The sequence below is a fragment of the Mesorhizobium sp. M7D.F.Ca.US.004.01.2.1 genome (assembly GCF_003997785.1).
Classification (GTDB): Bacteria; Pseudomonadota; Alphaproteobacteria; order Rhizobiales; family Rhizobiaceae; genus Mesorhizobium; species Mesorhizobium loti.
This window is the reverse complement of record NZ_RZRQ01000147.1, coordinates 1-14,439: the sequence shown is the minus strand read 5'-3', so window position 1 is coordinate 14,439 and position 14,439 is coordinate 1. Positions and strand designations below refer to the sequence as shown.

At 63.8% G+C, this 14,439-nt stretch carries 11 protein-coding genes, 1 tRNA gene and 2 pseudogenes; 7 read left to right on the top strand and 7 right to left on the bottom strand.

What is annotated here, in order from left to right; genetic code table 11:
- The 3 genes and pseudogenes from EN993_RS37855 to EN993_RS19865 all read left to right on the top strand — a co-directional run.
- Positions 1-417: pseudogene (locus EN993_RS37855) on the top strand (hypothetical protein); the annotation flags it as partial.
- The gene (locus EN993_RS19870) at positions 359-1,837 is read left to right on the top strand and encodes a DUF6504 family protein (RefSeq protein WP_126066957.1); all 1,479 of its coding nucleotides are present in this window, start codon (positions 359-361) and stop codon (positions 1,835-1,837) included. The pseudogene EN993_RS37855 and the gene EN993_RS19870, both read left to right, overlap by 59 nt.
- Positions 1,834-5,187, top strand: a complete 3,354-nt coding sequence (locus tag EN993_RS19865; RefSeq protein WP_127264614.1) for an error-prone DNA polymerase — start codon at positions 1,834-1,836, stop codon at positions 5,185-5,187. The genes EN993_RS19870 and EN993_RS19865 overlap by 4 nt, the downstream gene beginning before the upstream one ends.
- A gap of 57 nt (positions 5,188-5,244) precedes the next feature.
- Here the strand turns inward: EN993_RS19865 and EN993_RS19860 are convergent, their stop codons facing one another.
- The 4 genes from EN993_RS19860 to EN993_RS19845 all read right to left on the bottom strand — a co-directional run bounded on the left by EN993_RS19860 (position 5,245) and on the right by EN993_RS19845 (position 7,954).
- The gene (locus EN993_RS19860; RefSeq protein ID WP_109663664.1) at positions 5,245-5,493 is read right to left on the bottom strand and encodes a Trm112 family protein; all 249 of its coding nucleotides are present in this window, start codon (positions 5,491-5,493) and stop codon (positions 5,245-5,247) included.
- A gap of 9 nt (positions 5,494-5,502) precedes the next feature.
- The gene (locus EN993_RS19855) at positions 5,503-6,174 is read right to left on the bottom strand and encodes an LON peptidase substrate-binding domain-containing protein (protein ID WP_109663661.1); all 672 of its coding nucleotides are present in this window, start codon (positions 6,172-6,174) and stop codon (positions 5,503-5,505) included.
- Between the two features lie 183 nt (positions 6,175-6,357).
- Positions 6,358-7,371 (bottom strand): thioredoxin, encoded by a 1,014-nt coding sequence (gene trxA, locus EN993_RS19850; RefSeq protein WP_127264613.1) that lies wholly within the window; start codon positions 7,369-7,371, stop codon positions 6,358-6,360.
- A gap of 85 nt (positions 7,372-7,456) precedes the next feature.
- On the bottom strand, positions 7,457-7,954 hold the full coding sequence (locus tag EN993_RS19845; RefSeq protein WP_109663657.1) for a prolyl-tRNA synthetase associated domain-containing protein: 498 nt from the start codon (positions 7,952-7,954) through the stop codon (positions 7,457-7,459).
- Positions 7,955-8,175: 221 nt separating this feature from the next.
- On the opposite strand from EN993_RS19845, the gene EN993_RS19840 reads away from it, so the two are divergent.
- Positions 8,176-8,250: transfer RNA gene (locus EN993_RS19840), tRNA-Gly, on the top strand.
- A 528-nt stretch (positions 8,251-8,778) separates the two neighbouring features.
- Positions 8,779-10,431 carry an amidohydrolase family protein gene (locus tag EN993_RS19835; protein WP_109663654.1) on the top strand — a complete coding sequence of 551 codons (1,653 nt, stop codon included), beginning with the start codon at positions 8,779-8,781 and terminating at the stop codon, positions 10,429-10,431.
- Positions 10,432-10,572: 141 nt separating this feature from the next.
- Here EN993_RS19835 and EN993_RS19830 read toward each other — a convergent pair whose 3' ends face one another.
- Complete coding sequence (locus EN993_RS19830; protein WP_206532393.1) at positions 10,573-10,710, bottom strand: hypothetical protein; 138 nt, start codon at positions 10,708-10,710, stop codon at positions 10,573-10,575.
- Positions 10,711-10,750: 40 nt separating this feature from the next.
- Between EN993_RS19830 and EN993_RS19825 the strand changes: the two genes are divergently transcribed.
- Positions 10,751-11,107, top strand: coding sequence for an invasion associated locus B family protein (locus EN993_RS19825; RefSeq protein ID WP_245468918.1), 357 nt, complete (start codon positions 10,751-10,753; stop codon positions 11,105-11,107).
- A 145-nt stretch (positions 11,108-11,252) separates the two neighbouring features.
- Entirely contained in the window at positions 11,253-12,497 is a 1,245-nt protein-coding gene (locus EN993_RS19820; protein WP_127264611.1) for a Xaa-Pro peptidase family protein, read from the top strand.
- Between the two features lie 5 nt (positions 12,498-12,502).
- Here EN993_RS19820 and EN993_RS19815 read toward each other — a convergent pair whose 3' ends face one another.
- Both EN993_RS19815 and EN993_RS19805 read right to left on the bottom strand, forming a co-directional pair.
- Complete coding sequence (locus EN993_RS19815) at positions 12,503-13,939, bottom strand: amidase (RefSeq protein ID WP_127264610.1); 1,437 nt, start codon at positions 13,937-13,939, stop codon at positions 12,503-12,505.
- 204 nt (positions 13,940-14,143) lie between these two features.
- A pseudogene (locus EN993_RS19805) lies at positions 14,144-14,439 on the bottom strand (gfo/Idh/MocA family oxidoreductase); the annotation flags it as partial.

Sequence of the window (14,439 nt, the reverse complement as noted above, 5' to 3'; positions counted from 1 at the left end):
GCCGGGCCCGGGCCGACGGCCGCCCCCGTCCGCCTCATCGTCGCCTCGGCGCCGGCAGCGCCGCGCGACACCATCGCCGGGCCGCTCGCCGGCTCGATCGGCCGCCCGGCCTTCACCCTCACCATCGGCAAGAGCCGCACGGCCCTGCCTGGACAATTCACACTGGAGTGGAACCCCGATGAACGCGCATTTGACGAAAGAGCGGGCGACGAAAGAAGGGGCGAGGGAAGACAACGGGCAAAGAATCCTGTCCCTGTGGTTTCCCTATCTGGCCGTGGAAAGAATCCTGCGGCAGCGTCTGGGGCGGTCCTGGCGTTCCCGGCCGTCGGATCACCTGCCGCCATCTCACCCACCGCTCGTGATCAGCCATCGCGACCGCAACGCGCAGCGCATCTCGGCCCTCGACGAGCGGGCTGAGGCGCTGCACCTGAAGCGCGACATGGGCATCGCCGATGCGCGCGCCATGCATCCGTCGATCGACGTCGTCGAGGCCGATCCAGAGGCCGACCGCCGCTTGCTCGAAGGTCTTGCCGACTGGTGCGACCGCTACACGCCGCTGGTGGCGCTCGACGAGGCAGATGGCCTGTTTCTCGACGTCACCGGCTGCACCCATCTGTTCGGCGGCGAACGCGCCATGCTGGACGACATCCTGTCGCGCTTCTTCCACCAGGGTTTCGATGTCCGTGCCGGGCTTGCCGCGACGCCCGGTGCTGCCTGGGCGGCGGCACGCTTTTGCGGCGACCGCATCGTCGAGGGCGGCGAGGAAGAAGCGCTGCTGGCACCCCTGCCGCTGGCCGCACTGCGCATTGAACTCTCGACCCGCGCCAGCCTGGAAAGCGTCGGCCTGCGCACGGCGGGCGCCGTCATGGCGGCGCCGCGCGCACCGCTCGCCCGCCGCTTCGGCGCCTTGCTGCTCCTGCGCCTCGACCAGGCGCTTGGCCGTCTCGACGAAGCGGTGTCGCCGCGCCTTCCCGTCGCGCCGCTTTCGGTCGAACGCCACCTTGCCGAACCCGTCACCTTGACCGAGGACATCGAACGGCTGGTGGGCATGCTGGCGGCGACTTTGAAGACCGATCTCGAGCGCCGCGGCGAGGGCGCCAGGACGCTGGCGCTGCTGCTCTTCCGCGTCGACGGCGCTGTCAGCCGCATCGCCATCGGCACCTCGCGGCCGATGCGCGAACCCCGGCTGATCCAGCGCTTGTTCCATGAGCGGCTGGCCGCACTCGAACAGGATATCGATGCCGGCTATGGCTTCGATCTGGTGCGGCTTTCGGTGCTGACATCAGCCGCCTTCGACATGCAGCAGGCTGATCTGACTGGTGAAACGATCGATGACGGCGCCGATATCGCGCTGTTTGCCGACCGCATCCGCGCCCGGCTCGGGGAGGGCGCGGTGCTGCAACCGGTCATGGTCGAAAGCCATCTGCCGGAGCGCGCCGTCGCCATGATCCCGTTCACCGAGGCGCCGCGCCGGATCACGCCGCCGAAGAAGCCGGACAGGCTGCAGGCGCCAAAAACCATCTTCCCGCCGGAACGGCCGATCCGGCTGTTCCGCTCGCCCGAACCCATCGATGTGCCGGCCACCGAAATGCCCGAAGGGCCGCCGCTGAACTTCCGCTGGCGGCGCGCGCTCTACCGGGTCACGCGGGCCGAAGGGCCGGAACGCATCGCCGCCGAATGGTGGCGGGAAGCGCCAAGCGACGAGGCGGCATCGACGCGCGACTATTTCCGCATCGAGGATGCCGACGGCCGCCGCTACTGGCTCTACCGGCAAGGCCTCTACGGTGGCGCCTCGCAGGTGCCGCCGCGCTGGTTCCTGCATGGGGTCTTCGCATGAACGCGCTGACCGTCATTCCCTATGCCGAGTTCGGCATCCAGTCGAATTTCTCCTTTCTACGTGGCGCCTCCAAGCCGGAGGAGCTGGTGGTCGCGGCCAAGCTCCTGGGTTTCTCCGCGATCGGGCTTGCCGACCGCAACACGGTGGCCGGCGTGGTGCGCGCCTGGCAGCAGGCCAAGGTCGAAAAGCTCTCCTATCATCCCGGCTGCCGGCTGGTTTTTGGCGACGGCACGCCGGACATTCTCGCCTACCCCCAGGACCGCAAGGGCTGGGGGCATCTCTGCCGCATGCTCACCCAGGCCAATCTGCGCGACGAAAACGAAAAGGGCGCCACCCTTCTCCAGCGCAGCGACCTGCTCGAATGGGGTGACCTGATGTCGCTGGCGGTCCTGCCCGATCTGTCGGCGGGCGCGGAAGATAGTCTTGCCCTGCTTGGTGAGCTCAAGGACCGCTTCGGCAAAAGCCTGCGGCTTGGTGTTTCGCCCGACTATGCCGGAAATGACCGTTTCCGGATCGAGCAGGCTGCGGCGATGGCCGAGAGCGATGGCATTCCGTTGATGGCGACCAACGACGTTCTCTACCACACGGCCGAACGGCGCCCGCTGCAGGACGTGCTGACCGCGATCCGCCTCAACACCCCCGTCGCCGAGGTCGGGCTGGAACTGACCGCCAATGCCGAACGCCATCTGAAGCCGCCGATGGAAATGGCCCGCCTGTTCCGCCGGCATCCACAGGCGCTGGCCGAGACCTTGCGGTTTGCGCAAGAGCTGACCTTTTCGCTCAGCGACCTCCAGTACAATTATCCGGACGAGCCGACGGAATCGGGTCTTGGTCCACAGGCTGAGCTGGCGAGACTGGCTCGGGAGGGGGCGGCGAACCGCTACCCGGCGGGAGTGCCGGCTTCCGTGATCAAGCGCATCCAGGAAGAGCTCACTCTCATCGAGCGCCTCAACTACGCCCGCTATTTCCTGACCGTCTACGACATCATCAAATTCGCCCGTGGCCAGGGCATTCTCTGCCAGGGACGTGGGTCAGCCGCCAATTCGGTCATCTGCTTCTGCATCGGCATCACCGAAGTGGGGCCAGACAAGATCGATACGCTCTTCGAGCGCTTCATTTCCGAGGAGAGAAACGAGCCGCCGGATATAGACGTCGACTTCGAGCATGAGCGACGCGAAGAGGTGATGCAGTACATCTATACGAAATACAGCTCCAAGCGCACGGCACTCGCCGCCGCCGTGATCAGCTATCGCGGCCGCTCGGCGCTGCGCGAGGTCTCCAAGGCGATGGGTCTGTCCGACGATATCAGGGCGTCCCTTTCCGGCTCGATCTGGGGCTGGTCGACCTCGGAGCTTGGCGAGAAGGAAGCTCGCGCCGGCGGCCTCGATCGCACCGATCCGGTGTCGCGGCATGTGATGGAACGCGCCAACGAGATCATGGGGTTTCCCCGCCATCTGTCCCAGCATGTCGGCGGCTTCGTGATCACCAGGGATCGGCTCGACGAGATCGTCCCCATCGTCAAGACGGCGATGGACCAGCGCAAGATGGTCGAGTGGGACAAGGACGATCTCGACGCTGTGAAGATCCTGAAAGTCGACGTGCTGGCGCTCGGCATGCTGACCTGCCTCCAGCGCGCCTTCACCTTGCTCACGGACCACTATCCCAAGGCGCGGGACCCATACGGGCAACCCTATGTGCTGGCAACCCTGCCGGCAGAGGACCAAAATGTCTATGATATGATCTGCCGCGCCGACACGCTCGGCGTCTTCCAGATCGAGTCTCGCGCGCAAATGTCGATGCTGCCGCGGCTCCAGCCGCGCGATTTTTATGACCTTGTCATCGAGGTGGCGATCGTTCGGCCAGGCCCGATCCAGGGCGATATGGTCCATCCCTATCTGCGCCGTCGGCAGGGCAAGGAAAAACCCGAATATCAAAAACCGGAGCTGGAGGCGATCCTCAGCAAGACGCTTGGCGTTCCGCTGTTCCAGGAACAAGCGATGAAGATCGCCATCGTCGCTGGCGGCTTCAAGCCGGGCGAGGCCGATGAACTGCGCCGCGCCATGGCCACCTTCAAGCGCACCGGCACCATCGGCAATTACCGAGACCGTATGATCAATGGCATGGTCGGCAAGGGCTACACGAAGGACTTCGCCGAGCGCTGCTTCAAGCAGATCGAGGGTTTTGGCGAATATGGCTTTCCCGAAAGCCATGCTGCTTCCTTCGCCCTGCTCGTCTATACCTCCTGCTGGTTCAAGACCTTCTATCCCGACGTGTTCTGCGCCGCGATCCTGAACTCGCAGCCGATGGGGTTTTACCAGCCGGCCCAGCTCGTGCGCGACGCACGCGACCATGGTGTCGACATCCGCGACGTCGACGTCAATTTCTCGGTCTGGGATTGCACGCTGGAGGAATTCCCTTTCGATCCGGCCCGCATCCTCCCTCGCCACGCCGAAATGCGCGGTGTCATCCAGACAAATCATGCGGTTCGGCTCGGCTTCCGCCAGATCAAGGGCCTGTCGAAGGAACGCATGGAGGCTTTCGTCGAGCGGCGCGGCTCAGGCTACTCAACCGTGAGAGATGTCTGGCTGCGCTCCGGCCTCGATGTCGACGAGATCGAGAGGTTGGCGCAGGCCGATGCCTTCCGTTCGCTCGGCCTCGACCGCCGCGAGGCGCTGTGGGCGGTGCGCGCGCTCGACGGCAAGAGTGCCGCCGAAAGACTGCCGCTGTTCGACCAGCCGGCGATCCACCTGCGCGAGCTGGAGCCCGAGACGAGGTTGCCCAAAATGCCGCTTGGCGAGCATGTCATCCACGACTACCGCGCGCTTGGCCTGTCGCTGAAGGCGCATCCGGTCGCCTTCCTGCGCGAGCGGCTCGACCGGGCCGGCGTCACGCCCAATGCGAACCTGCCTTCCGTGCGCGACGGCAGGCGTGTCTCCGTCGCCGGCCTCGTGCTGGTGCGGCAGCGCCCCGGCAAGGGCAACGCGATCTTCCTGACGCTGGAGGACGACAAGGCTGTCGCCAACGTCATTTTCTGGCAAAGAACCTTTGACCGATACCGGCCTGTTGTCATGGGAGCACGGTTCGTGAAGGTCACCGGCAAATTGCAGTCAGAATCGGGTGTGGTCCACATCGTCGCCGAGAAGATCGAGGATCTGACACCCTGGCTGACCGTGCTTCTGGAGAAGGTCAGCGAGGCTGCGCCGGCAGCTGTCAGTTCTCCGGAGCGCGCTGCCAGGGTCCCCGATCGCTCCAGCCGCCCCGCGATACAAGACAAGCCGATCCGGCAGGATCTCGCAACGCTGTCGGAAGAAGCGGAGAGGGTCATGCCCAAGGGGCGTAATTTTCAGTAGGCATGGCCATGCCAAGAGCGAAACGAGAGCGACACGTCGGCGATCCCTTCGCGCCCCTCAAGCAGGTCCGCTCAGGCGCGGCGGCGGTGGGGCCAGCACATCCTCCACCGACAGCGTCCGCGCTTCCGAGGGCAGCATGATCGGGATGCCGTCACGCACCGGATAGGCGAGCTTGGCGACCCGCGAGACCAGTTCACCGCGCTCCGGGTCCCAGGCCAGCGGCCCTTTGGTCAGCGGGCAGGCAAGCAGCTCCAGCAGCTTGGGGTCGACATTGGCCTTCTTCCCGTCACGTCCATCCGCCGCCATCGCGCCCTCTTATTGTAAACTCGAACCAAAATCCTCATTCTCGCGTGCCAGCGCCATTTCGGTGATGGCGATCAGCGTTTCGGCCCGTGTCTTCAGGTCGGCCGCTTCGAGCAGCGCCTGTTTTTCGGCCGGCCCGTAGGGCGCCATCATCGACAGCGCGTTGACCAGCATGGCATTTTCGGCCCGGCTGACGCTTTCCCAGTCGGCCTCCAAATCGTTGGCCTGCAGATAGGCGCGAAATGCCTTGAGCAGCGATGGCCGGTCGATCTCGTTGGCCGCCTGATCCTCATCGAGATCGGCGAGGAAAGCCGCCGGCTTGCACTGGCGAAACGGCGTCTTGACTGTCAGTTCGTGGGCGATGCGGAACCGGCACACGCCCTGCAGCGAAATCAGATACCGGCCATCTCCGGTCTCGGAAAAGGCAATGATGCGCCCGGCGCAGCCGACATTGCAGAGCTCCGGCTCGCCGTCGTCGCGCAAGGCGCCGTCGAGACTGGGCTGGATGATGCCGATGAGCCGCGAGCCGGCGATGGCCTCGTCCACCATCTGCAGATAGCGCGGCTCGAAGATGTTGAGCGGCATGCGGCCTCCCGGCAGCAAGAGCGCACCCTCAAGCGGAAAGATCGGGATCGTCGACGGCAAATCCTTGGCGAGCCGATAATGCGCGTTTCCCGCTTGCACCTCATTCCTCCGATCGCGCCACCAGGAAGCGCGTCAATTCCCTTAAAGCGCGTCGCAGGTGACGCGCTTTAGTCTTTGTTTATGCATGTCGTTCTCCCAAAACCGGGACCCACTTTTGGGCGACATGCATTAATCTGGCGCGGTCATCGCCGACGCCAAGCCCGTGCGGCAAAACAGCCGGGCTCAGGAAAACAGCAATGCCGACAATTTGCGGCGCGCGCTAAGCGTCGCCTCGTCGGTCATGCCCCAGGCCTCGAACAGCTGCAGCAATTGCGTCCTTGCGCCATCCTCGTTCCAGGCCCGGTCAGCCTTGATGATGGCCAGCAGATTGTCGGCGGCCGCCGTGCGGTCGCCATTGGCATTCTGGATCATGGCCAGATCGAAGCGCGCCTGATGGTCTCTGGGATTTTCCGCCAGGCGCCGCTCGAACTCGGCCGGATTGCCAAGCGCTGCCGCTTGTGCGGCCAGCGCCATCTTGGCGCGCAGGGCGGCCAGCGGCGGGGTATCTTTCTTGGCTTCCGGCGCTGTTGCCAAAAGCGCCTCGGCGCCTTCCGTGTCGCCGGCCTCGAACAGCAGCTCGCCCAGCCCGGCGATCGCCTCGATCGTCTCAGGCGCCTGCGCCAGGACGGCGTCATAGATGTCAGCCGCGGTCTGCATATCGCCGGCGTCGCGCGCTTCTGTAGCCGCGGCCAGGGCCTCGGCCACCGGCGGCGCGCCATCACCCTTGCCGCCGACCTTGGTGATGAATTCATTGATCTGGCTCTCCGGGATCGCACCCATGAAGCCATCGACCGGCTGGCCGTCCTTGAAGGCGATGACCGCGGGGATCGACTGGATGCCGAGCTGGCCGGCGATCGAAGGATGGTCGTCGATGTTCATCTTCACCAGCTTGACCTTGCCGCCGGCGGCCTTCACCGCCTTCTCCAGCTGCGGCGTCAGCTGCTTGCAAGGTCCGCACCAGGGCGCCCAGAAATCGACCAGCACCGGCTGGCGGCGCGATTCCTGGATGACGTCGGCGGCAAAGGCGGCGGTCGTCGTGTCCTTGATGACATCGGCAGCCGGGGCGGCGGGAACGGCGGGCACATCGCCAAGCGCCACTTTCGCCGGCGCCGGCGCGGTTCCACCATACTGCACGGATGTGGTGTACTGGCCGCCATTGCCGCCAAAGGGGCCGCCAAACGGATTGTTGTCGCTCATCTCTTTAACCCTTCCATGACGCGGCCGGCCGGCAGCCAGGCGCCACATGCTTCAGACCATCTGACTCAAGCCATCCATGTGGCGATCACGCGGAGACTTTCAAGATAGCAGCATCGTGCCCGGTTGCCTCGACGAATTTGATCAGGTCGCTCGCTGCGATCGATGTCGTCGCCTCATTGGTCAGCGGATGCCCATTGATCACCGCATGCTCCATCAAATTCTTGTCGAGCACGAGCTTGACCCTGTTTGCCGTATCGTTGATGACGCCAAAGACCGTGACAGCGCCTGGCGTGACGCCGAGCAGCTCCATCAGCATCTCCGGCTTGCCGAAGGAAACGCGGCCGGCCGCGCCGATTACCTGGTGGATCTGCTTCAGGTCGACGACCGCGTCCTCGCCAACGGTGACCAGGAAGAAATTATCCTTCTTGTCCTTCAGGAACAGGTTTTTCGTGTGCCCGCCGGCGATTTCGCCACGCAGCGCCTGCGAATCGGCGACCGTGTAGAGCGGCGGATGGCGCTTCGTCGAGGCAGCAATTCCGAGTTCGGCAAGAAAGGCCATCAATTCGGCTTCGGTCTTCGGCATCGGTTTGTCTTCGTCCCATTTCTCAAGCCCATGCCGTTTACGGCCAAAGGGACGACCGACACAAGACCGTCATGCGGCATCGCGGTGAACGCCCCGCTTACAGAGGGCCGGTAGCTTGCGGGCATTGCCCGCCGCGTCGCAAAAAAGCCTGCGATTTCCCTGTTGCAATCGCCGCGCTCTTCAGCCATATAGGCCCGGCTTGCGGCCAAGACGCCGTGCGAGCGGGTGTAGCTCAGGGGTAGAGCACAACCTTGCCAAGGTTGGGGTCGAGCGTTCGAATCGCTTCACCCGCTCCAATTTCCTTCCAGGGAATCAAGCATCGAAAAGCCGCGGTCCGCCGCGGTTTTTTCGTTTTGATGGCGGATGAACTCCTCCGCCCGCGTTCGAGCGGATTCAGGCGACGCACACACGATTCCCCATTCGTGCCGATCACAAAGTCCGCACCCCATTCGAACAGCGAAGTAAGCTGACGACCACTGTTGAGCGAACACTTTGCATCTGCATGTAATGCCCGACTTTCAAAGCTCATCGGGTGCACGGTCGAACGCCAAGAACGACATAGATTCTGCATTGAAAGAAATATCGGACCCAAATATCTCCTCAGCTTGACACCGTGCGGCACCGGGCTCAGTGTCCAAACATAGATCGTCGTAGATACCGTAAATATGGATGTATTTACTCCATGCAGACCAAAATAGCGTGACGCGACGATTGCGGCGATTGCAACGAAAGCGAGTGGGTTTTTGATCGGAAGAAGGCACCGGTACAAGACTCGGGCTGGGTGAACTCGATCGCTGCAGCTCAGCGCCCGGGGGGGCATCGACATGCTGCGACGGACCTTTCTGAAAGCTATTGGGCTTTACGCGCTTGCCCCAATTGTCGGCTGCAAGACTACTGTGCCTCCCGTTGCGCCTTTCGGCACCTCGATCGATGCCCACTGCCACGTGTTTAACGCGTCGGATTTGCCGGCAACGCGGTTCATTCGATACACATTCCTGGACCTTTACCCTGAAACTCAAGCCGTTCATCTGCTCGATGTCCACGATCCGGATATCGTCGATAGCCTGATTGCATTTTTCGAAGCGATACTCGGAGCCAACAGCGCTCCGTCCGCCGCCCAGGAAGTGGCGGTTCTTTCCCGAACAGCCAGATTGAAACCGGAGAATGGCGATCTCGCAACTGCCTCCGCGATTGCTATCGATGCCATCGGCAAGCATATCCAGAAGATCCAGCAGAGCAGTCATCTTTCCACCCTGACCGCCGGCCGGGCCAGTGCGGATCAAAAGGTCCTCGATGTCGTGCTACGGTCTTCAGGTAGCGCGAAAGCCAGGAGGCTTGGCCCCCTGACGCATGTCGAAGCGCGCCAAGCAGCGGCAGCGACTTTTGTCTCACCCAACCAGCTAGGCGTCTATTTCCGATGGTTCAGGCTTTTCACGCTCTATCGGCACAAACTGGTCGACTTGCTGATCTCCGATACGCAAGCGCAAGGGCTGAAACCGGTCATGCTTGCACCGGCAACCGTCGATTTCGACAAATGGCTGAACCAAGACGTCGACGGCTCGCCGCTTGCCGCGCAGGTCGAGGTCATGGACAGGATAGCGCGCAGGGACGGCCCCGCGGTCCATGGCTATTTCGGCTTCGATCCGCTCAGGGAGATTTACTACAGGGAGCACGTTGACCGCGAACGACAGAGCCCGATCGCTCTGGCCAGAAAGGCACTCGTGGACCACGGATTTCTGGGAATAAAACTGTACCCGCCGATGGGCTTCAGCGCCTCGGGCAACGCCGGCCCCTACCCGAAGTTCGTAACCAGGAAGGTTGGAAATCCGAGCAAGCGCTTGGATCAGGTGCTGGATGAACTCTACCAGCTTTGCGTGGACCTCGATGCGCCCATCCTGGCACATGCCTATGGTTCAAATGGCGCTGGCAAAGAATTCGCCGAGAGAGCAGATCCGGCATATTGGGTGCCGGTTTTCCGGGCCCACCCGAAATTGCGTGTTTGCCTGGCGCATTTCGGTCGCTTTGATTTGCCGTCCAGCGGCTCTCCCGGCCAGAGTTTTCCGGAAAGGAGTTGGGAGTGGACACTCGGCAGGCACTTGAAGGCCAATCCGCATGCGAACGTGGTTGCCGATCTCAGCTATTTCTCCGAAGTTCTGAATGCTGGCGCCACCGAACGAAAAAGACTGGCTACCGATTTCCGTCGGTTCATCGATGAGTTCGATCCCGGGATCGAGCATCTGGTGTACGGCACGGACTGGATCATGATCGGTCTTGAGGGTGGCTATCCCCATTATGCCCAAAGCGTGGATGGCTTCCTCAGGGATGATTGCGGACTGAATGAGGAAGAGCGCGGCCGGATCTTTCGCGGCAACGCCGTACGCTTCATGGGGTTGGGCGCGGGCGAACCTGCACGTCGACGTCTCCTGAGATTTTACAGGTTGCATGGCCTCGACCCCGCCAGACTGCCCGTCTCTTGATGTGAAATGCTGTGCGCACGCTGCGCGCGGCATGCTGAGAACTCAATGGCTCATGGAATTGCTCCAGAGGAGGCCAGGCATCGAAAAGCCGCGGTCCACCGCGGCTTTCAATAGGGGTGGCCGGTCAGCATCGGTGGGACGTCACGCAGCTGGCCGCCCCGCCTTCCGCAGTGACGCCTGGTGCACCAGCGAGGTCCAGCTGTTGGTCGAGGCGAGGTGGCAGTAGAGCATGCCGAGCGCGCCGGATTTACGCAGGTCGAGAAACGCCTCGTCGATCAATTGCTCCAGCGGTTCATCGACGGCCGAGCTTCAGTGTCAGGTGTCGCAAAACCTGACCGAAGCCAAGACCGGTCAGCGTGTGCTGACGGTGACCGTGCGCCGCGACAAGGGCAATGGCAGCCTGGCCATGTTGCTCGCTTTGCCGCACGGCCTGTTCCTGCCGTCCGGCGCCTCCTACCAGATCGACCAGGGCCAGAAGACGACCGTCGCCATCCAGACCAGCGACCAGAACGGCGCCTACGCCGCCGCACCGCTGTCGCCGGAACTCATCGCCGCCATGAAAGCGGGAACCAACCTCAACATCGGCATGGAATCCGTGACGCGAAAGCCGGTGACCATTCCGGTCTCGCTGGCCGGCTTCACCGCCGCGATCGACAAGCTGGAAGCCATCAAATAGCTGACATGGCTTGACCAGCCGGCCGATTGCGATGCGGCTGACAGCTGCGGCCGCTAACTCTGTATCCAGCGATTACCCGGTATTTGCCCCTTGAACGTCGATGCCCGGAATGCTCCGTTGCCGCTTCAGACATTCGGAGAAACCCATGACAGGCTTTGTCGACCGCGAGCGCGCGGCTCAACTGATGGACCGCGCCGGCATCGAGGCGCTGGTGCTGTGCGCGCCCGAGGCCTTTCACTATGCGACCGGTGCCTCGATCGGACCGGCCGGGTTGTTCCGGCGCGCCGGCGCCGGCTTCGTCGTCATCCCGGCTGGCCAGGACCTGCCGATCGGCGTCGTGGTGGCGGATTTCAATGCGGGACAGTTGCAACGGGTTCTGCCGGACGCTGTCATCCGCAGCCATCCGATCTGGATCGAAACCGCCACGCTTGACGCCTCGACCTCAGGGCAAGGGTTGGCGCAACGCATCGAGGCCGGCCTTGCTTCGTCCAGCCGGGCGCCTGGTTTTTCTCGACCCGCGACATTCGAACTCGCCCATTCCGTCCGCGCGCTGAAGGAGATCCTGAAGGGCTTCGGCCTCGAGCGCGCAACGCTCGGCGTCGATCTCGATTTCATCGCCACCGCCGATTTCTCTGCCATGCAGGCACTGCTGCCGGGCTGCGCGATGGTTGACGGCTCGGCGGTGCTCGACAGGCTGCGGGCCATCAAGTCGCAACGCGAGATCGACCTTCTCCAGCAAGGCATCATCCTGTCGGAAGCCGGGCTGGACCGGCTGCAGGTGGATGCCATGGCCGGCATGCGCCAGGCCGATCTCATAGCGCTCTACCGGGAAGGTGTCACCACGGCCGCGGCCGGACTGGCCCATCCGGTCGCCACGGCCGAATATGTCACGCTCGGCGCCCGGGCCAAAAGCACCGATGCGAAAGCCATGCCCGGCGATCCGCTGAAGTGCGACATGGTCTGCACGGTCGGCGGCTACGCCTCCGACATGTCGCGCAACTTCACCTTTGGGCCGCCATCCGCCGAGCAGGCCGAACTGCATGCCATCGCCGAGCGGGCCTTTGACGACGGGCTGGCATCCCTTGTCCCCGGCAACACCCTCGCCCACGTGCATCGCGTCGCCACCGACAGCCTGGCGCGGCAAGGGCTGCGCTCCTACCGCCGCGGTCATTTCGGCCATGGTGTCGGCCAGTTGGTCTTCTCCGAGCAATGGCCGTTCATTGCGGCCGACAGCGATGTCGTGATCGAAGCAGGCATGGTGCTGGCCTTCGAGATCCCGCTCTACATCGACGGCCTCGCCAGCTTCAATCTCGAGGACCAGTTCCTGATCACGCCGGACGGACCTGTTGCCATGAACCGCTTGCCGAGGCGCTTGGAGACAATCGGTTAGCCGGCTTATGCACTCACCGCTGGCCGCCTCTCCTTCCATGGCATCTCCTGTTCGAGCTGCGCCGACGCGGCCAGCACCGTCGCCTCGTCGCCATAGCGGCCGACCAGTTGCACGCCGATCGGCACGCCGCCTTTCGACCAGCCGAGCGGCAGCGATATCGCCGGCTGACCGGAAATGTTGAAGGGGAAGGCAAACACCGAGTCCGCCCATTTGGCGTTGTAGCGGTCGATATCCGTCTCCGACATGTCGTAATAGCCGAACGGGCGCGGCAGCTGTGTCAGCGTCGGGGTTATGAAGAGATCGTAGGCGCCGAGGTCGCCGACGATGTCGCGGCCGATCTGCCTGAGTTGCTCGACATCGGAGATGTGCCTGGTGCCGCTGGTCGAGCGGCCGCGCTCGATGATCGCCCAGGTCACCGCCTCCACGTCGCCTGGCGTCACCGGCCGGCCGATGACCGTTTCAAGGTAGTCGAAGGTCGCCGCCGTCTGCACGCAGGTCATGTTGGTGTAGGTCTTCCACACCTTGGTAGCGTCGAGCGCCATGTCGTGCTCCTCGACATGGTGTCCGAGACGCTCGAGCGCCGCCACGGTCGACAGCACTGCCGCCTTCACCTCCGCATCGATCGCCGTGCCGTTGGGCGGCGTGATGGAGAAGCCGATGCGCAGCTTCTTCGGTGCCCGCGTCGACAGGCTGAGCCACGAACCGTCCGGCACCGGCGGCGTATAGGGGTCGCCCGGCAGCGCGCCGGCGACCGCATCGAGATAGGCCGCGGTGTCGCGCACGGTGCGCGAGCAGCACAGGAAATAGGCGCCGCCATACCAATAGTCGCCGAAAGGCGCGAGGCTGACACGGCCGCGCGACGGTTTTAGCCCGACAATGCCGCAGCAGGAGGCCGGGATGCGGATCGAGCCGGCGCCATCGCTGGCCTCGGCGATCGGCACCATGCGCGAAGCGATGGCCGCGGCAGCACCGCCGCTTGAGCCGCCCGGCGTGATGCCGTCCTTCCACGGGTTCTTGGTCACACCGTAGAGTTTTGGTTCCGTGGTGATCGACCAGCCGTTTTCCGGCGCGTTCGATTTGCCGACCAGCACCAGCCCGGCCGCCTTCATGCGGCGAACCACTTCGGTGTCGAAGTCGGCGACGACGTCTTTCAGGTAGAAGCACGAATTGGTGTTTGGCGCGCCTGTCCAGGACGAAGCCAGCTCCTTGAGCAGGAACGGCACGCCGGCGAAGGGTGCTGATTTGTCGACCGTCTCGGCCTGGGTGCGCGCCATGTCGTAGAGGCGGTGAATGACCGCGTTGAGCGCCGGGTTGAGCCGCTCGACCAGCGTGATCGCTACCTCCACCAGTTCCGCCGGCGAAACCTGGCCGCTGCGCACCAGCCCGGCCAGGTCGAGTGCATCGGACTCGGCATAGGTTTTCAGCAGACTGTCGGTGACCATGTCTCTCTCCCTCAACCAATGGGCTTTGTGTTGATGCCCCACAGATAACCGCGTTCGGGCAGCGGCCCCCTCACCCAGCCTCCGCTTCGCTCGGCTGACCTCTCCAAGGGAGGAGAGGAGACTGTCGCGCGCTGGCGCCCCCCTCTTCTCCCCAGCGGGGAGAAGGTGGCCGCGAAGCGGCCGGATGAGGGGGCTGGCGCGACTTCAGGCCAGGTCGACGGTCCGCCCCAGCGCGATGCTCTGCTCGGCGGCGAGCACGATGCGCAGGCTGTTGACCGCCGCATCCATCTGCTCTGTGAGGTCGAGATCCTCGCGGATGGCGCGCAGGAAGAAGGCCTGCTCGCGGTCGCAGAGTTCCTGATGGCCGGGCTCGTCCTCCATGCTGACGATCTCGTCGGGCTTCGAGAAATTCTTGTCGCCGTCGACCTGCGCGTAATGGATCTTCAGCGCATCGGTCTTGGTGTGGCGGTCGATGTCGGCGGAGTTCGAGACTTCAGCGG

What these genes read in the sequence shown, in the direction of transcription:
- trxA (WP_127264613.1), bottom strand. Translation starts at nt 7,371, where the DNA reads ATGAGCGACAACAATCCGTTTGGCGGCCCCTTTGGCGGCAATGGCGGC.
- EN993_RS19865 (WP_127264614.1), top strand. Translation starts at nt 1,834, where the DNA reads ATGAACGCGCTGACCGTCATTCCCTATGCCGAGTTCGGCATCCAGTCG.
- EN993_RS19815 (WP_127264610.1), bottom strand. Translation starts at nt 13,939, where the DNA reads ATGGTCACCGACAGTCTGCTGAAAACCTATGCCGAGTCCGATGCACTC.
- EN993_RS19860 (WP_109663664.1), bottom strand. Translation starts at nt 5,493, where the DNA reads ATGGCGGCGGATGGACGTGACGGGAAGAAGGCCAATGTCGACCCCAAG.
- EN993_RS19835 (WP_109663654.1), top strand. Translation starts at nt 8,779, where the DNA reads ATGCTGCGACGGACCTTTCTGAAAGCTATTGGGCTTTACGCGCTTGCC.
- EN993_RS19845 (WP_109663657.1), bottom strand. Translation starts at nt 7,954, where the DNA reads ATGCCGAAGACCGAAGCCGAATTGATGGCCTTTCTTGCCGAACTCGGA.
- EN993_RS19820 (WP_127264611.1), top strand. Translation starts at nt 11,253, where the DNA reads ATGACAGGCTTTGTCGACCGCGAGCGCGCGGCTCAACTGATGGACCGC.